We start from the raw sequence: 26,079 nt of genomic DNA, 5'->3' as shown, positions 1-26,079 counted from the left end.
GCCGCTGCTCACTCCGCCGCGGACTTGCGCCCTTCCGGTTTCAGCTCGCTCAGCAGCGTGCGGATGACGTCCGCCATGCTATGGTTCATGTCGCTGCGCGACAGCGCGAAGGCGACATTGGCTTCGACGAAGCCTTCCGGCGACCCGCAGTCGAAGGTCCTGCCCTGATAGTGGTAGCCGTAGAAGCCCTGCTGCTGGTGCAGCTTGAGCATCGCATCGGTAAGCTGGATCTCGTTGCCGGCGCCCTTCTCCTGGCTTTCGAGAATGGAGAAAATCTCCGGCTGCAGGATATAGCGTCCGTTGATGTAGAGATTGGACGGCGCCGTGCCCTTCGCCGGCTTCTCCACCATCTTGGTGATGCTGAAGCCCGTATGGGCATCCTCGCCACGCCCGACGATGCCGTATTTGTGGGTCTCGGACGGATCGCACTCCTCGACCGCGATGATGCTGCCGCCGGTCTTGTCGTAAAGATCGACCATATCCTTCATGCAGCCATGATCGGGCAACGTAATCATGTCCGGCAACAAAAGCGCGAACGGTTCGTTGCCGACCAGTTCGCGCGCGCACCATACGGCATGGCCGAGGCCGAGAGGCTCTTGCTGACGGGTGAAGCTGGTCTGGCCCGCCATCGGTTGCAACCCCTGCAGCTTCGCCAATTGGTCGGTCTTGCCGCGCTGCGACAGCGTATGGTTGAGCTCGAACTGGATGTCGAAATGATCCTCGATGACCGCCTTGTTGCGGCCGGTGACGAAGATGAAATGCTCGATGCCCGCTTCCCGCGCCTCGTCGACGACATACTGGATGACGGGCCGGTCCACGACGGTCAGCATCTCCTTCGGAATGGCCTTGGTGGCGGGTAGGAACCGCGTTCCCAGGCCTGCGACGGGAAAAACTGCCTTGCGAACTTTTTTCATGAGCCAATTATCCGTTTGATATTGTTATGGGGCAACCCGAATTCGGGGACATTATCACGCCGAAATTGAGGAATAGCGAATGCACAATGGATATCTTGCAGGCGACAAAAGCGTGAGCGCGCTTTTTGTTCCGGGGAACACCATGGTAAACCAATTGCTAACCGGCATAGGCGATGAATGATCTTCCTGCGATGAAGAAGGAGGAAAAAATGTCCGCTCGCACCGCCGCTCAGCGCCTGACCGGCATTCTAGTCGCCGCCGGTCTGTCGCTCGCTTTCGTCCTGCCGAGCGGCGTCGCCCGGGCCGACGCCGGCTTCCGCAACTGGATCGCCAGCTTCCGTTCGACCGCCATGCAGAGCGGCGTCTCCGGCGCGATCTACGACCGCGCCTTCCGCGGCATCAGCGATGTCGATCCCGAAGTACTCGAAAAGGCGCGCTACCAGCCCGAATTCAAGGCGGAGGCCTGGGACTATTTCGACAATCGCGTGCATGAGGATTCGATCGCCAACGGCCGCGCCATGGCGCGAAAGTGGAAGCCATGGCTTGACCGGATCGAGCAGCGTTTCGGCGTCGACCGCTATGTCCTGCTCGCCATCTGGTCGATGGAATCGAATTACGGCGAAATCCTTAAGCGCGACGACGTGATGCGCAACGTCGTGCGCTCGCTCGCGACCCTCGGCTATGCGGACAAGAAGCGGGCAAAGTTCGCGCGCACGCAGTTGATCGCAGCCCTGAAAATCCTCCAGAGTGGCGATATAGACGAAAGCCATCTCAGCGGCTCATGGGCAGGGGCCATGGGACACACCCAGTTCATTCCGACGAGCTATCAGGCCTATGCGGTCGATATGGATGGCAACGGCAAGCGCGACATCTGGAACTCGGTGCCCGATGCGCTGGCCACCGCCGCCAACCTTCTGCGCAAGAATGGCTGGCAGGCCGGCAAGACATGGGGCTACGAGGTCAAGCTTCCGGAAGGAAGGAAATTCCCGTCCGGCTCGATGTCGGTGGCCAAATGGCAGGCCTTGGGATTGACCCGAGTCAGCGGCAAGGCTTTTCCGCACTCGTCCGACCGCGCCGAGCTGAAACTCCCCGGCGGCAGAAGTGGTCCGGCCTTCCTCGTCATCAAGAATTTCTCGGTCATCAAGCGCTACAACAACGCCGATAAATATGCCTTTGCCGTCGGCCTTCTTGCCGACGAGATCGCCGGTTACGGTGGACTGGTCAATGACTGGAGCCGGCCTTTCACCAAGCTGACCTTCGTCGAAAAGCAGGAATTGCAGCAGCGTCTTTCCGACCATGGTTATTACACCGGCAAGTTCGACGGCAAGATCGGCGAAGGGTCGAAAGCCGCCATCATGTCCTTCCAGGCGCAGGCGGGCTTGACCCAGGATGGGCATCCGAGCATGGAAGTGCTCAAGTGGCTGCGGAAAAAATAGCCACGGCTGAGGGAGGAACTGTTTGAGATCGGCGCGTATCCGAAAAATCGCATTTCGCGTGCCGATCCTGCTGTTCGCCACTGCCGTTCTGGTGGCAGCCGCCTTCACTGCTTTCGACAGTTCTGCATTCGCCCAGGAACGTGACTATTACCGTCCCTGGTCGTTGCGCGACCTCCTCTTCAGGAACCGAAACGAATTTCCGGAACCGCCACCCCCTTACAGGCCGAAAGCCAAGGCCAAGGTCCGCAAGGCAGCGCCGGTCGAACCGAAAATTCCCGTGGTGGAAAAGGCGGCGGACGCCCGCACAGTGCTCGTCGTCGGCGACTTCATGGCCAGCGGTCTTGCCGAGGGGCTCGACGCCGTTTTCGCCGACAATCCCGCTATCCGGATAGTGGACGAGGGCAAAGGCTCGTCCGGCCTGGTGCGGCTGGATGTCTATGACTGGCCGGGCGGCGTCAAGGCGCTGATCGAGGCCGAGAAGCCGGCCGTCGTCCTCGTCATGGTCGGCTCGAACGACCGCCAGCAGATGAAGGTCGGCGATGCGCGCGAGCCGGCGCGCAGCGAGCGCTGGACCAAGGAATACGAAACGCGCGCGGCAGCGCTGGGCGAGGCGATTGCCTCGACCAAGGTTCCCTATCTGTGGGTCGGCATGCCGGCCTTTAGGGTCGGCACCATGACATCCGACATGCTGGCCTTCAACGATATCTACCGTTCCGCCGCCGAAGGCGCCGGCGGCGAGTTCGTCGATGTCTGGGATGGCTTCGTCGACGAGGACGGCGTCTTCGTCAGCACCGGTCCCGACGTCAACGGCCAGCCGGTGCGGCTGCGTTCCGACGACGGCATCAACATGACCCGCGCCGGCAAGCGCAAGCTGGCCTTCTACGCCGAAAAACCGTTGATGAAACTGTTGGGAATTGCGGCGCCGGCTGGCGCGGCAACAGCGCTTCCGGAAATTTCTCCGACCGGCAAACCTGCCGAGCCATTCGTGCCCGCGGCGGTTGATCGCACGCCGCCGATTTCCCTGAACGATCCGGCGCTGGACGGCGGCGCCGAACTGCTTGGCGCAGAACCCGCCGGCAAGACCGAACAGCCTACGCCGGCGAAAAAGCTGGCCGAAAACCCCTCGCCCGGACGCGCCGACGATTTTTCCTGGCCGCCCAGGCAAGCGCCTGCGAAGACGGCGGCCACTTCAGGCGACAAGACGACGGCGATCAAGCGCTAGAGGAATCAGCTGCTGCTGCTCAGCGCGGCAGGACCGATGCCCCCATCAGCGCCTCGTCGATGGAGCGAGCCGCCTGCCGGCCTTCGCGGATTGCCCAGACCACGAGCGACTGACCGCGCCGCACATCTCCGGCGGCGTAGAGCTTTTCGACGTTGGTCTTGTAGTCGAGGTCGTTGGCGCCGACATTCTTCGACCGGCGGCTGTCCGTGGCGACCTCCAGCGAGCCTTCCAGTTCCGACAGGATACCCTTGCCCAGCGGCCCGGCAAAGCCGATGGCGATGAAGGCGAGGTCGGCGCGGATGACGAATTCGGTGCCGGCGACCGGCTTGCGCTTGTCGTCGACTTCGCAGCAGCGGACGCCGGTCAGTTCACCGTCCTCGCCGATGAATTCCAGCGTCGCAACCTGGAACTCGCGCTCCGCGCCCTCGGCCTGGCTGGACGAGGTGCGCATCTTGGTCGCCCAATAGGGCCACACGGCGAGCTTGTCTTCCTTTTCCGGCGGCTGCGGGCGGATGTCCAGCTGGGTGACGCGCACCGCGCCCTGGCGGAACGCCGTGCCGACGCAATCGGAAGCGGTATCGCCGCCGCCGACCACGACGACATGCTTGCCACCGGCGACGATCGGCTTCGACGGCCATGCGACGGACTGGATATCCTCGCCGCCGACGCGCTTGTTCTGCTGCACCAGATAGGGCATCGCATCGTAAACGCCTTGCAGGTTGTCGCCCGGAATGCCGGCCATACGCGGCGTTTCGGAACCGCCGCAATAGAGCACGGCGTCGTAGTCCGAGAGCAATTCCGCCACCGGCTTGTCGACCCCGACATTGACGCCGCAGAAGAAGGTGACCCCCTCGCCGCTCATCTGCTCGACGCGCCGGTCGATATAGTGCTTTTCAATCTTGAAGTCGGGAATGCCGTAACGCATCAGCCCGCCCGGCCGGCTTTCGCGCTCGTAGACATGAACCTCGTGGCCCGCGCGCCCCAATTGTTGCGCCGCGGCCATGCCAGCCGGACCGGAGCCGATGACGGCGACGCGTTTGCCGGTCTTCTTCTCCGGTGGATAGGGCCGGATGTGGCCGGTCTCGTAGGCCTTGTCGGCAATCGCCTGCTCGACCGTCTTGATGGCGACCGGAATGTCCTCGAGGTTCAGCGTGCAGGCCTCTTCGCAAGGCGCGGGGCAGATGCGGCCGGTGAATTCGGGAAAATTGTTGGTCGAATGCAGATTGCGGATCGCCGCGTCCCAGTCGCCGCTGTAGACGAGGTCGTTCCAGTCGGGGATCTGGTTGTGAATCGGACAGCCGGTCGGCCCGTGGCAGAACGGAATGCCGCAATCCATGCAGCGCGCGGCCTGTTTCTCGACCTCTTTATCCGACATCGGCAACGTGAATTCGCGAAAATGGCGAATGCGGTCTGAGGCCGGCTGGTACTTGTGAACCTGCCGGTCGATCTCGAGAAAACCTGTAACCTTGCCCATAGTCAGTTCCTGCAATCCTGGGGCGGGCCTTGCCGCCGCACCCGTTATCTCCATAAGGCCGCTGTTGCAACCTTGCCGGTCGGGCGCTGGAAGTGTTGTCGGTAAGAACGCTGCCGCAAGCCCTGGCTTGCGGCGGCGTCGAGCTATTCGGCCGCCACGTTCATGCGCGAGCGTTCCATCTCCTGCAGCGCGCGGCGATATTCGACCGGCATGATCTTGCGGAATTTCGGCCGGTAGGTGGCCCAGTTTTCGAGGATTTCCTTGCCCCGCGTCGAGCCCGTGTAGTGAACATGGTTCGAGATCAGCTGGTACAGGCGCTCCTCGTCATGGCTGGTCATGTCGCCGGAAACGTCGACACGGCCCTTGTGATCGAGATCGCCGCCATGGTGCAGCAGCTTCTCCATCAGGTCGTCTTCTTCCGGCACCGGCTCGAGCTCCACCATGGCCATGTTGCAGCGTTCGGCGAAATCGCCCGCCTCGTCCAGCACATAGGCGACGCCGCCCGACATGCCGGCGGCGAAGTTGCGGCCGGTCTGGCCGATGACGACGACGATACCGCCGGTCATGTACTCGCAGCCATGGTCGCCGACGCCCTCGACGACGGCGGCGGCGCCCGAATTGCGCACGGCGAAGCGCTCGCCGGCGACGCCGCGGAAGTAGCACTCGCCCTCGATCGCGCCGTAGAGCACCGTATTGCCGACGATGATCGATTCCTCGGCCAGGATTTTGGATTCTTCGGGCGGGCGAATGACGATGCGGCCGCCCGAAAGGCCCTTGCCGACATAATCGTTGCCGGCGCCGACGAGTTCGAACGAGATTCCGCGCGCCAGGAAGGCGCCGAACGATTGGCCGGCCGTGCCGGTCAGCTTCACCGAAATCGTGTCCTGCCGCAGCCCCTTGTGCTTGTAACGCTTGGCGACCTCGCCCGACAGCATTGCCCCGGTGGAGCGGTCGACATTGCGGATCGGCATTTCGATCTCAACCGGCTGACGCGTCTCCAGCGCCGGCATGGCCAGATCGATCAGCTTGCGGTCCAGAACGTCGTCGATCGGATGCTTCTGGCGCTCCGTCCAGCGGGTCGCCTCGGGTGGCGCGTCCGGCTTGTGGAACATTTTCGAGAAGTCGAGCCCCTTGGCTTTCCAGTGGCTGATGACGTCCCGCTTCTCCAGAAGGTCGCTGTCGCCGATGATCTGGTCGAGATGCGTAAAGCCCATTTCGGCCAGCAGTTCCCGCACTTCTTCGGCGACATAGAAGAAGAAATTGATGACGTGTTCGGGCGTGCCCTTGAAGCGCTTGCGCAAAACCGGGTCCTGCGTCGCGACGCCGACCGGGCAGGTGTTGAGATGGCACTTGCGCATCATGATGCAGCCGGCCGCGATCAGCGGCGCGGTCGAGAAGCCGAATTCGTCAGCCCCGAGCAGCGCGCCGATGATGACGTCGCGTCCAGTGCGCAAGCCGCCATCGACCTGCAGCGCCACGCGCGAGCGCAGGCCATTGAGAACAAGCGTCTGATGCGTTTCGGCAAGCCCCATCTCCCAGGGGCTGCCCGCGTGCTTGAGCGAGGTCAGCGGCGACGCGCCGGTGCCGCCGTCATAGCCGGAAATGGTGATGTGGTCGGCGCGCGCCTTGGCCACGCCGGCCGCCACCGTGCCCACTCCGACTTCGGAAACCAGCTTCACCGAGACATCGGCGGCCGGGTTGACGTTCTTCAGGTCGAAGATCAGCTGCGCCAGATCCTCGATCGAATAGATGTCATGATGCGGCGGCGGCGAGATCAGGCCGACCCCGGGCGTCGAATGCCGCACCTTGGCGATGGTCGCATCCACCTTGTGGCCGGGCAACTGCCCGCCCTCGCCGGGCTTCGCGCCCTGCGCCACCTTGATCTGCATCATGTCCGAATTGACGAGATATTCGGCGCTGACGCCGAAACGTCCCGACGCGATCTGCTTGATCGCCGAGCGTTCGGGATTGGCGCCGCCGCCGGGCAGCGGCAGGTAGCGGTCCGGCTCCTCGCCGCCCTCGCCCGTGTTGGACTTGCCGCCGATCCGGTTCATGGCGATGGCCAGCGTCGTATGCGCCTCGCGGCTGATCGACCCGAACGACATGGCGCCGGTGGAGAAGCGCTTGACGATGTCGGCCGCCGGCATCACCTCGTCGAGTGCAACCTTCTTGCGGCCAGTCTCACCAGCGGTCTTGATCCTGAACAGGCCGCGGATCGCCTGCGCCCGCGCGGTCTCGCTGTCGATCTGCTGCGAATACTCCTTGAAGGTGCTCCACGATCCTTGGCGGACCGCATGCTGCAGCGAGGCTACGGCATCGGGAGACCACATATGCGCTTCGCCACGCATGCGGAACATGTACTCGCCGCCGACTTCCAGCCCGTTGCGCAGGACGGGATCGTCGCCGAATCCGGAAGCGTGACGCTGCACGGTCTCCTCAGCGACCCCTTCCAGCCCGACGCCTTCGATCAGCGTCGCCGTGCCGGTGAAGTACTTGCCGACGAAATCCGACCGCAGCCCGACGGCGTCGAAAATCTGCGCGCCGCAATAGGACTGGTAGGTCGAGATGCCCATCTTGGACATCACCTTCAGCATGCCCTTGCCGAGCGACTTGATGTAGCGCGACACCACTTCCGAGACATCGACTTCCTTCGGCATCTCGCCGCGCTTGTGCATGTCCAGCAGCGTATCGAAGGCGAGATAGGGATTGATCGCCTCGGCGCCGTAGCCGGCGAGGCAGCAGAAATGATGGACCTCGCGCGGCTCGCCCGATTCCACGACGAGGCCGACCGACGTGCGCAGGCCCTTGCGGATCAAGTGGTGGTGAACCGCCGCGGTCGCCAGCAGCGCCGGAATGGCGATGCGGTCCGGGCCGATCTGCCGATCGGACAGGATGACGATGTTGTAGCCGCCCGCGACCGCTGCTTCGGCGCGTTCGCACAGCCGGTCGATGGCGCCCTGCATGCCGCCGGCGCCCTCGGTGGAGCTGTAGGTGATGTCGATGGTCTTGGTGTCGAAACGGTCTTCGGTGTGGCCGATGGAGCGGATCTTCTCGAGATCGCCATTGGTCAGGATCGGCTGGCGCACCTCCAGCCGCTTGCGGCGCGAGGAGCCGATCAGGTCGAAAATGTTCGGGCGCGGGCCGATGAAGGAGACCAGGCTCATCACCAGCTCCTCGCGGATCGGATCGATCGGCGGGTTGGTGACCTGGGCGAAGTTCTGCTTGAAATAGGTGTAGAGCAGCTTCGACTTGTCCGACATGGCAGAGATCGGCGTATCGGTGCCCATCGAGCCGACCGCTTCCTGTCCCGTCGTCGCCATCGGCGACATCAGGAGCTTCACGTCTTCCTGCGTGTACCCGAAGGCCTGTTGCCGGTCGAGCAGCGACACGTCGCGGCGCAGCTCGCGCGGTGCAACGGCGTTGAGGTCCTCGAGAATGAGCTGCGTGTTGGACAGCCACTTCCTGTAGGGATGCTTGGTGGCGATCTCCGACTTGATCTCCTCGTCGGAAACGATGCGGCCCTTTTCCAGGTCGATCAGCAGCATGCGGCCCGGCTGCAGCCGCCACTTCTTGACGATCTTCTCTTCCGGCACCGGCAGCACGCCGGCCTCGGAAGCCATGATGACGCGGTCGTCGTCGGTGACGATGTAGCGCGCCGGCCGCAGACCGTTGCGGTCCAGCGTCGCGCCGATCTGCCGTCCGTCGGTAAAGGCGACCGCGGCCGGCCCGTCCCACGGCTCCATCAGCGCCGCGTGATACTCGTAGAAAGCCTTGCGGTCGTTATCCATGAGCTTGTTGCCAGCCCAGGCCTCCGGGATCAGCATCATCATCGCATGGGCGAGGCCGTAGCCGCCCTGTGTCAGGAATTCGAGCGCATTGTCGAAGCAGGCGGTGTCCGACTGACCTTCATAGGAGATCGGCCACAGCTTGGAGATGTCGTTGCCGAACAGTTCGGAATCGACCGACGCCTGCCGCGCCGCCATCCAGTTGACGTTGCCGCGCAGCGTATTGATCTCGCCATTGTGCGCGACCATGCGATAGGGGTGCGCCAGCTTCCATGACGGAAAGGTGTTGGTCGAGAAGCGCTGATGCACCAGGATCAGCGCCGTTTCGAAGCGCGGGTCCTTCAGATCCTTGTAGTAGGCGCCGACCTGGTAGGCCAGGAACATGCCCTTGTAGACCACGGTGCGCGACGACATCGACACGCAGTAGGAACCGATGTCGCGCTTGTCGTGCTCATCGTAGATGCGGCCGGAAATGACCTTGCGCAGAATGTAGAGCCGCCGCTCATACTCGTCGTCATTGTCGATCTCGGGCGGGCGGCCGAAGAAGACCTGCTGATGGAATGGCTCGGATGCGGCGATATCGGGCGCCTTGGACAGCGACGAATTGTCGACCGGCACGTCGCGGAAGCCGATGACCGGCATGCCTTCCGACTGGGCCGCCTCGTGGATGATTGTTTCGACATGAGCACGCACGTCGGCGTCATGCGGCATGAACCAGTGACCGACGGCATAGTGGCCGGCCTTCGGCAACTCGACGCCCTGGGCGGCCATTTCCTCGCGGAAGAACCGGTCCGGTATCTGCACCAGAACGCCAGCGCCGTCGCCCATCAAGGGATCCGCGCCGACCGCGCCGCGGTGCGTGAGGTTCTCGAGCACGAACAGCCCGTCCTCGACGATGCTGTGCGACTTCACGCCCTTCATGTTGGCGATGAAGCCGACGCCGCAGGCGTCGTGCTCGTTGCGGGGATCGTAGAGACCCTGCGCCGCAAAGCCGTTTTCGGTTCGCAGGATACGTTTGACGGCCGTCGCTTTCGTCTGCGCGGCCGGCACAAGATCCGTCGTCACAGATGGCGTCGCTTCCGTCATCGTCCTGTCCTCCGTTCCGCGCCATTCAGGCGCTTGCATTCAATGGGAAACGAATGCTTCCCACGTCCTGTCATGCACGTTCTGCTGAATCACTGCCCAGACTGCCGGGCCGGGCGTCGCGCCGCTCCCGAGCAGCGATCTTCGGTCCATATAGCACTCACGGCAAAGCCGGACAGGTGTCGTACACCATCCCGGCGCGATCCAGCACGCTAAATAAGACAGCATTGCTGTCCTAAATTCATATTGCAGAATTCACCCTTTGCTACAAGACCGATTCACAAAAATCACGCCCCTCTCACGACATAAAATGTCCCAAAAATTGGACTCTCGATATTTTTCATGCGCCACCAGCATGCTGTTCGCTTTTTGGGATTTATGGGCAGTGCCGCGCTGTTTTCGGGCTCTCGTTCTCGCCATGTGCCGCCCTTGCTAAATGTGCCGGAAGCTGGTCAACCTCGCCGATCTTTGCAACAGATCGATGATCCATGTTCTTCGCTTCCGACAACTGGGCCGGCGTTCATCCAGCCATAGCGGATGCCCTGTCCGCCAATTCAAACGGCTTCTCAGCGGCTTATGGCAATGGCGAGCTGGACAAGGCAGTGGCCGAGCGGTTCAACGAAATCTTCGAGCGCGAGGTCGCCGTCTTCTTCGTCGCCACCGGCACGGCGGCCAATGTGCTCTCGCTGGCGGCCTACAACAGGCCGGGCGGGATTGTCTTCTGCCACCGCGAAGCGCATGCCATCGAAGATGAGTGCGGCGCGCTGGAATATCTCGGCAGCGCCCGCCTGCAACCCGTCGATGGAAACCTCGGCCGTATCGACCCCGGCAATCTGGAGCGGGCGCTGCGCCGCTATGAGCCGGAATCCGTTCATGCCGGCAGGCCGATGGCCGTCACCGTCACCCAGTCGACGGAGGCCGGCACGGTCTACGCGCTCGACGACATCCAAGCGATCTCCGCATTGGCAAAGGCGCACCGCCTGCCGCTGCATATGGATGGCGCGCGCTTGGCCAACGCGCTGGCGGCGCTTGGCGCCACCCCGGCCGAGATGACCTGGAGGCGCGGCGTCGATATCCTCTCCTTTGGCGGCACCAAGAACGGTTGCTGGTGCGCCGAGGCAATCGTCCTGTTTGACACCGGCCTCGCGCGTGAGATGGCCTTCCTGCGCAAGCGGGCCGGCCAGCTTTTCTCCAAATCGCGTTTCGTCGCCGCCCAGTTCGACGCCTATCTGAAAGACGGCCTCTGGCTGGAAACGGCCAATCATTCGAATGCCATGGCCGCCAGGCTCGCGGAGGTCCTTGAACAATCGCCGGTATCGCGGCTGGCGTGGCGGCCGCAGTCGAACGAGGTGTTTGCGATCATCAGGACCGGCGCAGCCGGGAAACTGAAGGCGGCGGGCGCCGCTTTCTACGACTGGCAGAAGCCGCAAGGTTTTGATGGCAACATCGCCGAGGACGAAGCGCTCTATCGCTTCGTCACCTCCTTCGCCACGAAACCGCAGGACGTTGCCCAATTCGCCGCCATACTGGGTTCGGAACGTGCGGCGTAAGCCATGCCCCGGTCAGTTCGCCACGACAGCGAAGCAGCATACCGGCGCCTGCAAATCACTGCGGAGAGGCCCATGAAGGCCCGGGACGCCTTCATCAGCCACCGCCACCGGTTTTCCCTGGGCAGCAACGACGAGACCGGCCAGTTCTACCTGTCGATACCGGTCGGCAACCGCCTTGCGGACTATGAGGAATATTACGCGCTCACGCCGGAAGAATTTGAACGCTTCCTGCATGACGAAGAGGCGGCCGCCTCCTTTGCCGACCGCTGCCGCACCCGACAGCTCGACCATCTGCTCGTCGTTCCGCCCGGAAGCGATCGCGGGCAGGGATAGCGGCGGACAAAAGAAAACGGCGCCTTGCGGCGCCGCTTCCGTCTCGGGAGGGAGACCAGTTCAGTTCGCGGTTTTCGCCTCGATCTGCTTGGCCTTCGCGGAGGTCGCGGCAATCGCGATCTTGCGGGGCTTCAGCTCTTCGGGGATGTTGCGCTTCAGATCGATGTGAAGCAGGCCGTTCTTCAGCGCCGCGCCGACGACGTCGACATGATCGGCAAGCTGGAAGCGGCGGTCGAAGGCGCGCGCGGCAATGCCGCGGTAAAGCACTTCGCTGCCTTCACCGTTCGTCTCGTCCTTGCGGTCGCCCTTGATCGTCAGCACGTTGCGGTGCGCCTCGATCGAGATGTCGTCTTCGGCAAAGCCGGCAACAGCCATCGAGATCCGGTACGAATCCTCGCCCGTGCGTTCGATGTTGTAGGGCGGATAGCTCTGGCCGCCTTCCGGCTGCGCGAGCGAGTCGAGCATGGTGAAAAGACGGTCGAAACCAACGGTGGATCGATAAAGCGGGGAAAAATCGACATGACGCATGATGTGTTCTCCTGTGAGCAACAAGGTTTGCGTTTGGCCCCGACGGAATCCTGACGGCATCCCGGACAGACCAGCGGCCCCGACATCGGCGGCCGCATCCGACATTTGGGTCCGGCTCGCCGTCGTTTCAAGACTTTTTGTGCGTCTGGACCCACCCTGCTCGATGAACGGGAGATGAACCGACGCTTCGGCCCCCATTCAGGCGCGTCCGCCTATCCTGCGGCCAACATGGACAAAGCAGCGTCCAGTGCGCTGCAGAAGCGAACCGGGTGTAACGTCCCTTCCTCCCGGATCGACAGAGGCCGGAAGTGCGCATCGGGCGGCTTCCGGCTTTCCTGTTTTCCGTACGGTCTTTGCATTTGGCGCGTTTGCTTCTATCACCGGATAAAGCCATCGAAGCGCCAATGACGGACCTTTTCCACCACACGCCGGGCAATCCCGAACCGGAACACGCGACCGGCGGCTTCCTGACGGCCGCGGATGGCAGGAAGATCCGCTACGCCTGTTTTGCCGCCACCGCCAGGCCGCTCAAGGGAACGATCATCCTTCTGCCGGGGCGCAACGAATGCATCGAGAAATATTTCGAGACCATCCGCGACCTCACGGCGCGCGGCTTCGGTGTCGCCACGCTCGACTGGCGCGGCCAGGGCGCATCCGGGCGTTTCCTTAAAGATGGCCAGCGCGGCTACGTGAAAAGCTTTGGCGATTATGTCGCCGATCTCGAACTTCTTTTCGAACAGATCGTGCTGCCTGACTGCCGCGGCCCGTACCATGTGCTGGCGCACTCGGCTGGCGCGACCGTTGCGCTTCTGGCGGCGCCCCTGCTCGCCAACCGCATCCGGCGGATGGTGCTGATCGCGCCCTTCCTGGAACTGCCCGGCCAACCCGTTTCGATACGGACGGTCCGCTGGGTCACCGCCGTCCTGTGCTTCCTGGGCTTTGGACGCCGCTACGCCGCCTGGGGACCGAGACCAAAACAGACGGCGCCCTTCGACACCAACAAGCTGACCACCGATCCGGAACGCTACAGGCGCAACACGCTGATCTACGAATCCTTCCCGCAGCTCGCGCTGGGCGGCCCGACCGTTCAGTGGCTTCACGCTGGCGCGGTCGCCTCGCAAACCGTCCGGAAGCCTGAATTCATCGCCAAAATCGCCATCCCGACGCTCATCGTCGCGGCCGGCGCCGACGAGGTCGTGTCGACCAAGGCGGTGGCCGAATACGCCGAACGCATGCGGCTCGGCTCTCTGGTGCTCATCCCCGGCGCCCGCCATGAACTCCTGCAGGAGGCCGACATCTATCGCGAGCAGTTCCTCGCCGCCTTCTTCGCCTTCGTTCCCGGAACCGAAGAGACTTCCTAGCCGCGCAACGCAGCCATGGCGGCCGCATGAAGCTCGGGCGTCGCGGCCGCGATGACATCGCCGCCCGCCTCCGCCGGCCCGCCCTCGAACGTGGTGATCACGCCACCGGCCTTTTCAATGATCGGGATCAGAGCCACGATGTCATAGGGTTTGAGCCCCGGCTCGACAACGATATCGACATGGCCCGCCGCCAGCATGGCGAAGGCGTAGCAGTCCGTTCCGTAACGGACGAGCTGGACCTGCTTTTCGAAACGATCATAGCGGCCGCGCATCTCGCCGGTGAACAAAGCCGGCGTGGTGGTGAACAGTGTAGCGTCCTCAACGCGTGTCGTTTGGCGCACCGCGAGCCGGCGGGATCCGCTGGGACCTTCATAGTGGGAACCCGAGCCATTGGCGTAGAAAAGCTCGCCGGTGAAGGGTTGCGACATCATTCCGGCCACGGCCTCGCCATCTTCCGTCAGCCCGACCAGCGTGCCCCACACCGGTATGCCCGAAATGAAGGCGCGGGTGCCGTCGATGGGATCGATGACCCACACGTGGCGGCTTGAAATATTGTGGTTGCCATGTTCCTCGCCGAGTATCCCGTGGTCAGGAAATTCTGCGCCGATCACCGAACGGATTGCGCTTTCAGCCTCGCGATCAGCTTCCGTCACGGGATCGAAGCCCGCCGAAAGCTTGTTCGACACGGTGCCCTGGTTGCGGAAGCGCGGCAGCGTCTCGGCCGCCGCGACCTGCGCAAGCCTGCGCATGAATTCTGCCGAAATCTCCAAGATCATTCTCCCGATGGTCGCCGGTTTGGGAGTCGGCTGGCGCATCCATATTAAAATGTGTTCGGAATGTCACCGCCGACGAATGACCAAACGCAGCTTATGCGATACAGCCAAAATTTCGCTGCCCGTGAAGGTAAAGCGTCTTAACCGATATACTGTTCCGGACAGTCGCTTATTCCTGACCGTCGCCTTGTCCAACGGTCCCGCAAGATCCCGGCAAGAAAACCCAAAATAGAAAAAATAATCGGAGGTGCAATCGCATTCCCGATATTCATACCGCGCATCTCATCAGTGGCGGTCGCCCACTCGTAGTATGGTTGACCAAGACCAGAGGCAGCTTGAAAAGCTGACAGAACGACGCCCACAAGAAGGCCTCGAAATAGCCAAACCCATTTCCTCCTCACAAAATCACCTTTAAGATCATTAGTTTGGGGCATCTAATTTAGATTTATGGTCGAATTCGTTGTCCGCCAAGCGTCGCTGAATCATCTCCAATTGCATGGCAATGCGGTCGAGAGCGGCAACGGAGCCTCGCTGGACACGAACCAGCTTCATAACGAAATATCCAAATATCCACAGCATCAGGATGACGGGTATCCAGGCGACGATATAGCCGAGGACAGCATTTTCCATCGCACAACTCCAAATCCCGAATACAAGCAGGGAGGACATTCGGGTCAAGTTAGTAAACTGTGATGGGAATGTCACGGGAGCTTCAGGAAGACGGCCCGGCCATCGCCATGTTTGAAAACATCGGCAGTCGGCTTGACATTTGTGCAGCGCACAATAGGCTGATTGTCGGACAGGTTCTCCTGTCCATGCCCTCCTTGGGCGTTTCCTCCCTAGACTCCGACCGCGTCGTGCAAACGATGCGGTCTTTTTTTAAGCCGTGAGTTCGGGCGGAAATTTTACGGCTATGCCGGAAGGCGCGTTACTCGGCCGCGAGCGGCAAATCGACCAGATGATGATCGGGAATCGCCATCAGATCGGCGCAGAAATGCGTCAAATCGTCGGCCAGCGCATCGAAACCCGAGGATTTCTGGAACGTGTGTTCGTTCATATAGAGCCCGCGGTTGACCTCGATCTGCAGCGCATGGAGATGCCGCGCGGGGCGTCCGTAGTGCTCGGTGATAAAGCCGCCCGCATAAGGCTTGTTGTGCGCTACACAATAGCCCATTGCCGACAGCAGACTGATCGCCGTTTCAGTGAGCGCCGGGGAAGCCGAGGTGCCGAAACGGTCCCCGACAATGAAATCCGGCCTGAAGCCGGAATCCCCTACGCGGATGCTTGCCGGCATCGAATGGCAGTCGATAAGCGCGGCAAAGCCAAACACCGCATGGGTGCGCGTCAGAAGCCGCTTCAGCGTTCCATGGTACGGCTTGTAGATCGTCTCGATCCGCGTCACCGCCTCCGCCAGGGGCAAGCGGCCCGAATAGATTTCCAGCCCCTCGCCCACCAGCTTGGGCACGGTGCCCAGGCCGCCGGCGACCCTTGCCGAGCGAATGTTGCAGTAGGAGGGAACCGGTTCGGCGAACATGCGCGGATCGAGTTCCCACGGCTCCCGGTTCACATCGAGATAGGCGCGCGGAAAATTGGCCGCCAGCATCGGTGCTCCAAGCGCCACGGCGCCGCCGAACAGTTCGTCGACATAGCAATCTTCCGAGCGGCGTATGGCCTTGCTGTCCAGCTTCGCCATCGCCAGGAAGCGTTCGGGATAAAACCGGCCGCTGTGCGGAGAATTGAAGATGAAGGGAACGCGCTGCTCTGCGCCTGAGCGAATCTCGAAAGGCGGGACGGCCGAAAAATCCTCCGTTGCCGGTTTCAACGTGAACGCATCCGCACAAGCCACTTTTCCATGTTAGAAGGGTGCCACCACGGCCTGCCGATGTCCAGCGTTTCACAGGCGTTGAAGACGTTGCATGCCCAACAGATCGTACGAAGCGTTCACTTGATGTTTACCGTCCTCTATTCATATACAGGATGGTTAACGGGGCTGCTTGTTGGCAGCCTTGAGGCCTGATTCGGACGGGACAAAATGGCACGCATTCTTCTGGCGGAAGACGACGACGACATGCGCCGCTTCCTCGTCAAGGCGCTTGAGCGCGCCGGTTACCAGGTCAGCGATTTCGACAATGGCGCCAGTGCCTATGAGCGGCTGCGCGAGGAGCCTTTCTCGCTGCTGCTGACGGACATCGTCATGCCGGAGATGGACGGCATAGAACTCGCCCGCCGCGCCACCGAGATCGATCCCGACCTCAAGGTCATGTTCATCACCGGTTTTGCCGCCGTGGCCCTCAACCCTGATTCCAAGGCGCCGAAGGACGCCAAGGTGCTGTCCAAGCCTTTCCACCTGCGCGATCTCGTCAACGAGGTCGAGAAGATGCTGCAGGCGGCCTGACGGCGATTTCGCGGAAGATTTTTCCAGCTTCTGTTTGCTGCTTCCGCTATTGACGCGCTAGGTCAAAAATGGTGTATGCGCGGCTTCGGATGGGCGTGTAGCTCAGCGGGAGAGCACTGCATTGACATTGCAGGGGTCACAGGTTCAATCCCTGTCACGCCCACCATCCAACTCCTTGAAATCGCAGAAAAGATCCCGTCACCTCGCGAGAGGTACGATCCTTTGCAGGTCTGGTCCGCCAGCGTCGAATTGCGCGCCCACCTCCTGTACAGTTGCGACGGGCTCGACCTGCTTTGCAGTGCGCAGGCGCGCGAGGCACGTCAACTTCCTGAAGAACGCTAGCCCGGACCAGAGCTGCGTCGCCAATCTAACCGGTTGATACAATTAAATTTGTTGCGGCTCTGGAAGAAAAGTCTTCACGTCCTGCCCATTAAATGTCTCGTACAGTGTACTGACGACGCGCAAGATGGAGGGAAATCATGCGGAAATTGCTTTTTGCATTGGCCATCGGGGCCAGTTTTGCCATTGCCGGCCAGGCCCTGGCCCAAACCGCGGCAGATACCGACGCCGCTCTTGATGGAATCTTCGGATCTCACGAACCCTATCGCCACTTTCTTGAAACGTTGCAAAAGGCAGTCGCGGCCGACGACAGGAAAGCCGTTGCCGCGATGATCGATTATCCATTTCAGGCGCGGATCAACGACAAGGCTACCAAGCTCAGGGACGCTGCCCATTTCATCGCGGACTACGAAAAGATCATGACGCCGAAGGTGAAGCATGCGGTCGCGAACCAGACCTATGCGACGCTCTTCGCCAACTGGCAGGGCGTGATGATTGGCGACGGCGAGGTTTGGTTTTCCGGCATTGGCGAAACCGGGAAGATCAAAGTCACCGCGATCAACGACTGAATGAACTTGGGGGTAGGCCTATGTTTAGATACCTGATCACGTTGGCGCTCGCCATGAGCGCGCCGACATTCGTGCAGCCGGCCAAGGCACAGTCGACGGTCGAGTGTCATTCACGGCACTATCAATACGACGAGTGCTTTGCCGGCCCGCTCGTCAAACCGCAGCTGATCCATCAAATGTCGGGCAGTCCCTGCATTTTGAACCGGACATGGGGATACAACCCTAAAAGCAGGTATATCTGGGTCGCCCAGGGTTGCGCTGGGGTTTTTGCAGACGTCGGCGGCTACCACCATGGTCGTGGTGACGACTTCGACAAGAACGCCAGGATGTATGACCATCATGGACATGATCTCGGAAACGTTGTCGCCGGAGCCGTTCTAGGCGCCATCATCGAGGGGATGGCGGACGACAAGAAGCACGGCCATCGCCATACGACGAGCAATTACCGCGCTGACGACAAATACAACGGATGTCATGGCATCGGCTGCAAAGTCGACAATCCGGATGAAATCGACGACAGGCCGCAGTTCGACAGGAACGGCGAGCCCAATTTCGATACCCACGGCAACTACCAAGGGTGCCACGGCGCCGGCTGCCTCGTCGACAATCCCGACGCAAACTGACGCGGCGACCGAAGATCGCCGAGGAATTTGATCGAAGACCGTTCTGGAGCGCTTCAGGGTTGGATTGAAGCGCTCCAGTTTCGCCCTGCGGACCTATCGCTTCGCCGCCATTGCTTCCCGTTCATGCAAAAGAAAGACCGGCCCTGAAAGGTCAGGGCCGGTCCTGGTCTGCTTCGTTTGATCGCGCGATTATGCTGTCTGCGGCACCACGATCGAAACGTCGTCACCACGCAGCTTGTGGATCATATCGTCTTCGTTCACGTCGTTGACGAGTTCGCAACCGGCATACCAATAAAGGTTGGCAAGCTCGCGAATGACGAAATTGCGTTCGATCTGCGGATCGTTTTCAACAGCCTGATCGGCGATTTCACGGACCGTACGCACGCCATCCACAAGCGGAACGATCTTTTCGACAACCGCCGAACTGGATGAGACACCGCGTGGATTGAGCCTGGTGTTCATCACAAATCCGCGTCGCAGAAAATCGCCCTTTACCAGCAGGCGTTCCTCGCTCGTGACATCCGGACCCATGACCAGCACCGCGTCGAGGAAGGCATGCCGTTCGTCGATGACGTTGCTTTCCTTGAGAATACGGCTGGCCGCTCCCTGGAGCTCATGGTCGTCGATGACGGCGATGCGGGCGCGAAGGCTTTTCTCGAAGTCCTTCAGGTCTTCCGACATCTGGTCCGGCAGATCGAGCCGGGTCAGCGGGTTGACTTCGAAGCCGCGGCGCTCGCGGCCGGAAATCAGCCGGGCGAAGGCAGAGCGTGCGGAGACGCGATCCGGAAGCTTCTGAATGCGGCGCGCATTCCAGAAGATCGAATTGCGCGGCGCGGAAGCCCCGCTGTACATGGCCATGCAGATCTGCCGCAGATCCTCGTACTCTGCCCGATATTCGCTTTCATAGAGGTTGAATGCCTCCTCTTCCGTGCAATCGCCGCGGAAGACAGAGTTGATACAGGCATTGAGGATCTCGGCATGCTGCATGCCGAGGAACACGCCTGTCGAGAACAGTGGATCGATGAAGCAAGCCGCATCGCCGAGCAGCGCAAAGCCCGGACCCCAGAAGTGCTCGCTCTTGTAGGACCAGTCGCGGAGGGTATAGGGCCCCCTGGTCATCGTGGCGCCTTCGACCAGCTCCTTGACCTTGTGGGTCTTTTCGATCTTGGCCATCAGGGCCTCGGTCCAGTCGCCATCCTTGAGGCGCTTGTACTCGTCGAGATCGAGGACCGCGCCGACGCTGAGCAGGCCGACATGCAGCGGGATAGCCCAGAACCAGCCATCCTCGAAGCCTTCGACCAGCGTATTGCTGGAATCGATGCCCGGCAGACGTCCGGCATTCTCGAAATAGCCATAGACGGCCATATTGCGGATCTGCGGATCCCATTCGCGGCCGCCGAACTTCTCGCCCAGCACGCGCCACTGGCCGCTTGCATCGATGACGAAACGCCCGTGGGCTTCAAACGTGTTGCCTGTCTTCCGGCAACGGACGTTGACCCCTACGATACGGTCGCCATCCATGATCGGCTCCAGAGCCTCGTGCTCGCGATACACGCGGGCGCCGTTCTCTGCGGAGAGATTGAGCAACAGGTCGTCGAACTCGGGACGATAGAGCTGGTAGGAGTAGCCCGCGCTTGGATTTCCCTCGACGAAATAAACCGTCCAGGGTTCGGCATTGTCGCCCCACACGAACGTCGTGCCGCGTTTGCGGTTGTATCCACGCTTGTCGAGTTCCTTTTTGATGCCAAGGCGCTCCAGGACCGGAATCGCGCTGGGAATAAGGCCTTCGCCAATATGTTCACGTGGGAACGTTTCACGTTCAAGCTGGATCACGGAGCGTCCTGCTTTCGTCAGCAGGATCGACAAGGCGCTTCCGGCGGGCCCGCCGCCAATGACTACAACGTCGGCTTGCTCACGCATATTCGATGTCATTTGCTCACCTTTTTTACTTGCAGTGCCGACCAGTACGCCGACCAATCAAGTCAGCTTAACGGCGTTCCTGAGACGTGTCCATATTTTTAGATTTGAATGGAAACTGCCGTTTTTGGAACGCTGACAGTCTTAGTGGGCCGGTCACTCGAGCGACAATTCCACTGCGGCGCGGCTTTCATGCCAGCCTAGCAAGCGCTTCTCCGCGATCGCAAGCAGCAGATAGAGCAGATAGCCGATAAGTGACAAAAGAATGACCGACACCAGAACGATACCGACGTCGGCGGTTTCCTGGCCGAGATTGAGAAGGTAGCCGAGACCGGCGCGCGCGCCCATCAGTTCGCCGATGACCGCGGCGGTCACGGCCAGCGTCACGCCAACCTTCATGCCGGTGAAAAGAAGCGGCAGGGACTGCGGCAGCTCTATGCGCAGCAGCCGCTTGAGCGGATTCATGTGCAGGATCTTGGCCAGCGCCAGGAGGTTGGGATCGATCGACCGCAATGAACTCAACATGTTTGAAAGCACGGGAAAGAAAGTGACGATTGCGACCAGCACGACCTTTGGCGTGGCGCCGAGACCGAGCCAGAGCAGCAGAAGCGGTGCGATCGCGATTTTAGGCGCGGTCTGGATGAAGATGATGACCGGGTTCATCACGATCTCGATGACCGGAACGCGCACGAAAAGAACCGCCGTCAGCACGCCGATCACCGTGCCGATCACGAAGCCGAGAACGATTTCATAGAGCGTCACAGGAATGTGCCCGAGAAGCCCGGCCTTGGTCGTCAGGAACCAGGCCTTCTGGGCAAGCGTCCAGGGGTCCGGCACCAGGTAGGAAGGGACTTGGAACAACGCAACCAGCGCCCACCAGAGGCAGACGAAGATCCCTATCGACAGGACAGCACGAAACATGAATTTGCCTACTGCTTTTTTCTGGGGTCCGCCCGCCTGAGGAGGGCGCTGTTGCGTTCAGTTGAGACTAAAGCACGTCGCGTCAAATGGGTTCAGACGACGCACTTTAGTCGTTGTTTTATGCATGTCGTTTTCCCAAAAGCGCTGCGCACTTCCGGGCGACCTGCACTAGAGATCGGCCGGCTTTTCGACGACCATATCCTTGGCATCGAAGGTCGTCGGAATGACCTTGTACTGTACGGCGATGTCGATGTTCTTCTGCCAGTCAGCGAGGTTGCCGTAGCCGAAGCCGTTCTTTTCAGTGTCCGGGCTCTGCCAGAGAGTCTTGATGAAGACCTCTTTGATGATCTCGGTGACCAGCTTCTCCTGGCCGGCAAATGTCGGCGTGTAGTCCTTGATGACCATCGCCACTTCCTTCGCCGGATCGCCGTCGATGATGTGCTTCAGCGCCTTGTCGAGCGCGGTGATGAAGCCTTTCACCTGGGCCTTGTTCGAAGCCAGATAGGCATCGGAAGTCACCAGCACGTTGCCGTGGCTCGGCATGAAATCGTCCGAAGCGATCATGCCGACATCGACGCCGTCGTTCTTGAGCGCGTAGTAACGCAGGGCCGAGAAGGTGACCGCGTCAACCTGGTCCGACTTCAGGGCGTCGATGATGGCGCCGGTGCCGACGATCTGGACGTTGATGTCCTCGATCTTCTTGCCGATCTGGCTCATCATGACCTGCAGCTGGATGTAGTTCGGGCTGCCGTAGCTGGTGACGGCGACCTTCTTGCCGACGAGATCGGCAGGTGTCTTGATGCCGCTGGAGTTCTTGAACAGGGTGGCGCCGATGCCGCGCTGGTAGGTCGAGTGGACGACCTTGACAGGCAGGCCATTGGCGCGCGCCGAGATGACGGAATCGCCGTTCGGGAAGCCGAACTGCACGTTGCCGGCGGCAATGTTGTTCAGAATGTCGGACGCATTGGCGTAGAGGAATTCAACCTCAAGCCCCTGCTCCTTGAAGTATCCGTATTTGTCGGCGACGAAGAGCGGCAGGTAATAAGGGACCGCCGCCCCGTCGATCTGGATCGTCACTTTTTCAGCGCGGGCAGCGGTTGCCGCCACTGCCATGATGGCTACGAGCGCCAGCGCTTTCACCGCGCTGGTTATTCCCCTCATTATTCTCATTTTGCTACTCCTGGTTTCTGGTTGGTATTGTTGCCGCAATTCATGAGCAAGCGGCGGCTGCGGCTTCGGCACCGATGCGCAGCACGTCGCGTTGCGTTGTTTCGTAATCCTCCAGCCAGCCGTCGCTTCGACGGTGGGCATGCACGGCCAGCACCGCGCCCGCCCGCACGCCCAGCGCACGGCCGACCGCCAGGATGACTTCCGCTTCCATCTCGACGGTGTCCGCGCCGCGTGCCGCGAACCGGTCGAGGAGCGTCGGCTCACCGGAACCGCCCGGGCTGGATGGCCTGCCCTGTGCCCGATAATAGCCGTCTGCCGTGATGCACTTGCCGACACGGCCCGGCAGTTGCCGCGCCAGTCGCGCCGCCTCGAGCGCCGCCACGACGCCCTTGTCGGCGCACGCCCGCTCGGCCGGACCGGTATAGAATTTCGCCGCACCGCTGTTGGGAATGGCTTCGTCGATCACCAGGAAATCGCCCAGGTTCAAATCCTCGGCCAACGCACCGCAGCCACCCGTGCGAATGGCGACCTCGACGCCGAGAGCGGCAAGCTCGACCATGGCGATTTCGGTCGAAGCCCCGCCTATGCCTGTCGAACAGACGCCGATCAACTTGTCGCCATACTGTCCATATCCCATACGGAATTCACGGTTCTGGCCGACGATGCGGAAATCGTCGAGCACAGCGGCGGCAAAATCGACCCGCGCCGGATCTCCCGGCAACAGAAAAGCCTTCGGCACGACGTCCGGCAACGGCACATGCGGCGGAATGTTGCCGCGCCATGGCCAAATCGCGCTGCGTTCGATCACCGCCATGACAGCAGCCATCTTTCAGTGGTCGCCAGCGATTGATAGATGAAAATGCCGAGCAGCGAGGTGATGAGCACCATCGCGAACAGCAGCGGCGTCTTGTAGGTCGTTCCGGCAAACACCATCAGGTATCCGAGACCGGTGCCGCCCGAAAGCCACTCCGCCAGGATTGCGCCGATCGTCGCCTGCACGGCGGCGACCTTCAGGCCGGCGAAGATTTCCGGCACCGCCGAGGGCAGTTCCACCCGCACCAGCTTGCTCGTCCCGCCAAGCTTCAGGATCGCGCAAAGCGAATGAAGATTGGCCGGCACAGAACGCAGGCCGATCACCGTGCCGACCATGACCGGAAAGAACACCAGCGAGACGGTCAGCACGATCTTGGAGGTCAGGCCGAGACCGAACCAGAGGATGAACAGCGGCGCCAGCGCGATTTTCGGCGCCGTCTGGAAGAAGAAGAGATAGGGACCGATGGCGCGCTCCACGCGCGGCGACTTGCCGAGCAGAACACCCAGCAGGAAGCCGGTGACCGAGCCGATCAGAAGCCCGGCGACGATGACGCCGACCGTATGCCCCAGATGCGGCCATATGGTCCCGTCGACGAAAAGCCTGACGACTTCGGCAAGCACCGCATCGGGCGGCGGCAGGACGAACGGGGGAACCTTGAAGGCTACCACATAGCCCCACCACGCACCCAGAAGGACCAGCGGCGTGGCAAGCCCGAAAACGACTCGAAGCTGCTGCTCGCTCATTTCAGTTCTTTCCTGAGCGTGGCAAGCCAGCGGTGGAATTCCGGATCGTCCTTGAGCGCTTCCGAACGCTTGCGGTTCAAGCCCAGTTCGTGAACGGTGCGGATACGGCCCGGCCTCGCCGACATGACGGCGACGCGGTCCGACAGATAGGCGGCTTCCTCAATGGAGTGGGTGACGAACACGATCGTCGATCCGGTTTCGGCATGGATGCCGAGCAATTCGTCGTTCAGCCGGTCGCGCGTCAGAAGGTCGAGCGCGCCGAACGGCTCATCCATCAGCACGATGCGCGGCTTGTAGACCAGGGCACGCGCGATCGCGGCGCGCTGGCGCATGCCACCGGACAATTCCTTCGGCAGCGCCTTGTTGAAATCCGCCAGGCCGACAAGCGACAGCATGGCCTTCGACCGTTCCGTGCTTTCCTGCTTACCGACACCGAGGACGTCGAGCGGAAAGCGCACATTGTCGAGGATGGTGAGCCATGGCAACAGCACCGGCTCCTGGAACACGAAGCCGATATCGGAGCCGCTGGACGGCGCCCCGTCGCGCCATTCGAGACTGCCCGCGGTCGGCGTTTCCAGACCTGCGAGAATACGAAGGAAAGTTGACTTGCCACAGCCCGAGGGGCCGATGAGGCTCAAAAATTCACCTTCTGCAATATCGATTGTCGTCGGGGTAAGGGCTTCAACCGTCTCGCCATTGCGCGAGCGGAAAATCTTGGTGACCCCGTTGGCTTTGACCAAAGCGGTCCTTTGAGGTGTTACCGATACGTGTTCCAATTTTTCGACAAATCCCCATTCTCGTCTAATTAATGCGAAAAATTCGCAGGTATAATCGTTTAAGTCAAACACAAACTGATTGTCCATCACCCAGCATATGAACAATCGGTTTTCCCAACAGGAGAGTAGCATTTTTCGCTACTTGAGGCTTGGAAATTGTGTTTTGCCGGACCTGAAACGGCGGTGCTGTCGGCAGTTTCAGGCCCGGGAAACCGATCCACCGAAAATTGCGGTTAAAGGCTGGCTACGCGGCGTCAAAGTTGATAGCGAGGAGCCTCCGTCAACAATCAGGGGGACCCCATGTTCACCAACACCTTTCCCGAGCGCGCGGTGATCTCCGAAACCGTGGCCAAAATGCTGCTCGAGATCAACGCGGTCCATTTTCGCGCCGATCAGCCTTACACATTCACGTCGGGGCTAACGAGCCCGGTCTACATCGACTGCCGCAAGCTCATTTCCTATCCCCGCATCCGGTCCGCGATGATGGACTTCGCTGCCTCCATCATCTTCCGCAATGTCGGCTTCGAGCAGTTTGACGCCGTCGCGGGCGGCGAGACCGCGGGCATCCCGTTCGCTGCCTGGCTTGCCGACCGCATGGGCCTGCCCATGCAGTATGTCCGCAAGAAACCGAAGGGCTTCGGCCGCGACGCACAGATCGAGGGAACGCTCGCCGAAGGCGCCCGCGTTCTGCTCGTCGAGGATCTGACGACGGACGGCGGCAGCAAGATCAAGTTCGCCGAGGCCGTCGCCAAGACAGGCGCGCGCGTCACCGACACCTTCGCTGTTTTCTACTACGGCATCTTTCCTGACACGCCGGCCAAGCTTGAAGCCGCCGGGATGAGGCTGCACTATCTGGCAACGTGGAGGGATATCCTTAAGGTCTGCAAGGAACAGAACCGCTTTTCCCCGGAGATCCTCGTTGAAGTGGAGTCATTTCTAAACGAACCCGTGAAATGGTCGGCCAACCATGGCGGCGTTTCCAGCTTGCCCAGCTGAAGTGGAAAGGACAGGAACGATGTTTGACACACTTCTCAAGAACCTGGACGAGCAAGGCCGCGGTGTGCGCGCCTACGATGCATGCGCACGCACGGCGCGAAACAACACTGTTGCCCATCCCGACAAGGCAGCAGCATTCCTGCTGATCGCGATCGCCGCGCAACGGTTCGTCGATGCTTATGACGACCAGCCGCTGACCGTCGAAAAAGCCGGCGAGGAATTCGATCAGATCGGTTCCTTGATCACGCTGCTTGGGGACGCGTACGCCACCGGCTCCGCCGAACAACGGATCGCCGCCCTGAATACCGTGGCAGCACGCCTGGCGGCAACGCCGAAGGCCTGACGACTTCGGCGTTG

General features: G+C 61.3%; 23 protein-coding genes and 1 tRNA gene. 11 read left to right on the top strand and 13 right to left on the bottom strand.

What is annotated here, in order from left to right; genetic code table 11:
• Positions 1–8: 8 nt before the first annotated feature.
• Positions 9–914 (bottom strand): UTP--glucose-1-phosphate uridylyltransferase GalU, encoded by a 906-nt coding sequence (galU, locus tag J2X35_RS16700; RefSeq protein ID WP_056111392.1) that lies wholly within the window; start codon positions 912–914, stop codon positions 9–11.
• Between the two features lie 209 nt (positions 915–1,123).
• Here galU and J2X35_RS16695 point away from each other — a divergent pair, with 209 nt between their 5' ends.
• Together J2X35_RS16695 and J2X35_RS16690 are read left to right on the top strand one after the other, a co-directional pair.
• The gene (locus tag J2X35_RS16695) at positions 1,124–2,350 is read left to right on the top strand and encodes a lytic murein transglycosylase (RefSeq protein ID WP_310187912.1); all 1,227 of its coding nucleotides are present in this window, start codon (positions 1,124–1,126) and stop codon (positions 2,348–2,350) included.
• 22 nt (positions 2,351–2,372) lie between these two features.
• Complete coding sequence (locus J2X35_RS16690) at positions 2,373–3,572, top strand: DUF459 domain-containing protein (RefSeq protein ID WP_310187909.1); 1,200 nt, start codon at positions 2,373–2,375, stop codon at positions 3,570–3,572.
• Between the two features lie 19 nt (positions 3,573–3,591).
• On the opposite strand, the gene J2X35_RS16685 is transcribed toward J2X35_RS16690, so the two are convergent.
• Both J2X35_RS16685 and gltB read right to left on the bottom strand, forming a co-directional pair.
• Positions 3,592–5,046, bottom strand: coding sequence for a glutamate synthase subunit beta (locus J2X35_RS16685; protein WP_310187907.1), 1,455 nt, complete (start codon positions 5,044–5,046; stop codon positions 3,592–3,594).
• Between the two features lie 143 nt (positions 5,047–5,189).
• Complete coding sequence (gene gltB, locus J2X35_RS16680) at positions 5,190–9,917, bottom strand: glutamate synthase large subunit (RefSeq protein ID WP_310187905.1); 4,728 nt, start codon at positions 9,915–9,917, stop codon at positions 5,190–5,192.
• A 485-nt stretch (positions 9,918–10,402) separates the two neighbouring features.
• On the opposite strand from gltB, the gene J2X35_RS16675 reads away from it, so the two are divergent.
• Together J2X35_RS16675 and J2X35_RS16670 are read left to right on the top strand one after the other, a co-directional pair.
• Entirely contained in the window at positions 10,403–11,464 is a 1,062-nt protein-coding gene (locus tag J2X35_RS16675) for a low specificity L-threonine aldolase (protein WP_310187902.1), read from the top strand.
• A 72-nt stretch (positions 11,465–11,536) separates the two neighbouring features.
• On the top strand, positions 11,537–11,797 hold the full coding sequence (locus J2X35_RS16670; RefSeq protein ID WP_310187901.1) for a hypothetical protein: 261 nt from the start codon (positions 11,537–11,539) through the stop codon (positions 11,795–11,797).
• Positions 11,798–11,857: 60 nt separating this feature from the next.
• Here J2X35_RS16670 and J2X35_RS16665 read toward each other — a convergent pair whose 3' ends face one another.
• Positions 11,858–12,325, bottom strand: coding sequence for an Hsp20 family protein (locus J2X35_RS16665; protein ID WP_056115902.1), 468 nt, complete (start codon positions 12,323–12,325; stop codon positions 11,858–11,860).
• Positions 12,326–12,729: 404 nt separating this feature from the next.
• On the opposite strand from J2X35_RS16665, the gene J2X35_RS16660 reads away from it, so the two are divergent.
• Positions 12,730–13,686, top strand: coding sequence for an alpha/beta hydrolase (locus tag J2X35_RS16660; RefSeq protein WP_310187898.1), 957 nt, complete (start codon positions 12,730–12,732; stop codon positions 13,684–13,686).
• On the opposite strand, the gene hisN is transcribed toward J2X35_RS16660, so the two are convergent.
• From hisN to J2X35_RS16645, 3 genes are all read right to left on the bottom strand, one after another.
• Entirely contained in the window at positions 13,683–14,456 is a 774-nt protein-coding gene (hisN, locus tag J2X35_RS16655) for a histidinol-phosphatase (protein ID WP_310187896.1), read from the bottom strand. The genes J2X35_RS16660 and hisN overlap by 4 nt on opposite strands.
• 423 nt (positions 14,457–14,879) lie before the next feature.
• The gene (locus tag J2X35_RS16650) at positions 14,880–15,089 is read right to left on the bottom strand and encodes a hypothetical protein (protein WP_310187895.1); all 210 of its coding nucleotides are present in this window, start codon (positions 15,087–15,089) and stop codon (positions 14,880–14,882) included.
• Positions 15,090–15,387: 298 nt separating this feature from the next.
• Complete coding sequence (locus J2X35_RS16645; protein WP_310187892.1) at positions 15,388–16,281, bottom strand: N-formylglutamate amidohydrolase; 894 nt, start codon at positions 16,279–16,281, stop codon at positions 15,388–15,390.
• Positions 16,282–16,491: 210 nt separating this feature from the next.
• On the opposite strand from J2X35_RS16645, the gene cpdR reads away from it, so the two are divergent.
• From cpdR to J2X35_RS16625, 4 genes are all read left to right on the top strand, one after another.
• The gene (gene cpdR, locus J2X35_RS16640; protein ID WP_006199474.1) at positions 16,492–16,854 is read left to right on the top strand and encodes a cell cycle two-component system response regulator CpdR; all 363 of its coding nucleotides are present in this window, start codon (positions 16,492–16,494) and stop codon (positions 16,852–16,854) included.
• A gap of 91 nt (positions 16,855–16,945) precedes the next feature.
• A tRNA-Val gene (locus tag J2X35_RS16635) sits at positions 16,946–17,020 on the top strand.
• Positions 17,021–17,333: 313 nt separating this feature from the next.
• The gene (locus J2X35_RS16630; RefSeq protein ID WP_310187474.1) at positions 17,334–17,762 is read left to right on the top strand and encodes a hypothetical protein; all 429 of its coding nucleotides are present in this window, start codon (positions 17,334–17,336) and stop codon (positions 17,760–17,762) included.
• 20 nt (positions 17,763–17,782) lie between these two features.
• Positions 17,783–18,385, top strand: a complete 603-nt coding sequence (locus tag J2X35_RS16625) for a DUF3011 domain-containing protein (RefSeq protein WP_056111423.1) — start codon at positions 17,783–17,785, stop codon at positions 18,383–18,385.
• Between the two features lie 189 nt (positions 18,386–18,574).
• Here J2X35_RS16625 and J2X35_RS16620 read toward each other — a convergent pair whose 3' ends face one another.
• The 6 genes from J2X35_RS16620 to J2X35_RS16595 form a co-directional block, all read right to left on the bottom strand.
• Positions 18,575–20,317: an NAD(P)/FAD-dependent oxidoreductase gene (locus tag J2X35_RS16620; RefSeq protein WP_310187472.1), complete on the bottom strand. Its 1,743-nt coding sequence runs from the start codon at positions 20,315–20,317 to the stop codon at positions 18,575–18,577.
• A gap of 141 nt (positions 20,318–20,458) precedes the next feature.
• A complete protein-coding gene (locus J2X35_RS16615; RefSeq protein WP_056111428.1) occupies positions 20,459–21,223 on the bottom strand; it encodes an ABC transporter permease in 765 nt (254 codons plus the stop codon).
• Between the two features lie 168 nt (positions 21,224–21,391).
• Entirely contained in the window at positions 21,392–22,393 is a 1,002-nt protein-coding gene (locus J2X35_RS16610) for an ABC transporter substrate-binding protein (protein ID WP_082542439.1), read from the bottom strand.
• Positions 22,394–22,433: 40 nt separating this feature from the next.
• Positions 22,434–23,219, bottom strand: coding sequence for a nucleoside phosphorylase (locus tag J2X35_RS16605; RefSeq protein WP_200946413.1), 786 nt, complete (start codon positions 23,217–23,219; stop codon positions 22,434–22,436).
• Positions 23,198–23,950 (bottom strand): ABC transporter permease, encoded by a 753-nt coding sequence (locus J2X35_RS16600; RefSeq protein WP_310187468.1) that lies wholly within the window; start codon positions 23,948–23,950, stop codon positions 23,198–23,200. The genes J2X35_RS16605 and J2X35_RS16600 overlap by 22 nt, the downstream gene beginning before the upstream one ends.
• Positions 23,947–24,690, bottom strand: coding sequence for an ABC transporter ATP-binding protein (locus J2X35_RS16595; RefSeq protein ID WP_244478754.1), 744 nt, complete (start codon positions 24,688–24,690; stop codon positions 23,947–23,949). The genes J2X35_RS16600 and J2X35_RS16595 overlap by 4 nt, the downstream gene beginning before the upstream one ends.
• A gap of 336 nt (positions 24,691–25,026) precedes the next feature.
• Here J2X35_RS16595 and J2X35_RS16590 point away from each other — a divergent pair, with 336 nt between their 5' ends.
• Positions 25,027–25,722, top strand: coding sequence for an orotate phosphoribosyltransferase (locus J2X35_RS16590; RefSeq protein WP_056111439.1), 696 nt, complete (start codon positions 25,027–25,029; stop codon positions 25,720–25,722).
• A 19-nt stretch (positions 25,723–25,741) separates the two neighbouring features.
• Positions 25,742–26,065: a hypothetical protein gene (locus tag J2X35_RS16585; protein WP_056111443.1), complete on the top strand. Its 324-nt coding sequence runs from the start codon at positions 25,742–25,744 to the stop codon at positions 26,063–26,065.
• Positions 26,066–26,079 lie beyond the last annotated feature (14 nt).

Origin of the sequence: Mesorhizobium sp. BE184 (genome assembly GCF_031457045.1) — a bacterium.
GTDB lineage: Bacteria > Pseudomonadota > Alphaproteobacteria > Rhizobiales > Rhizobiaceae > Mesorhizobium.
This window is presented reverse-complemented; position numbering and strand designations above follow the sequence as displayed.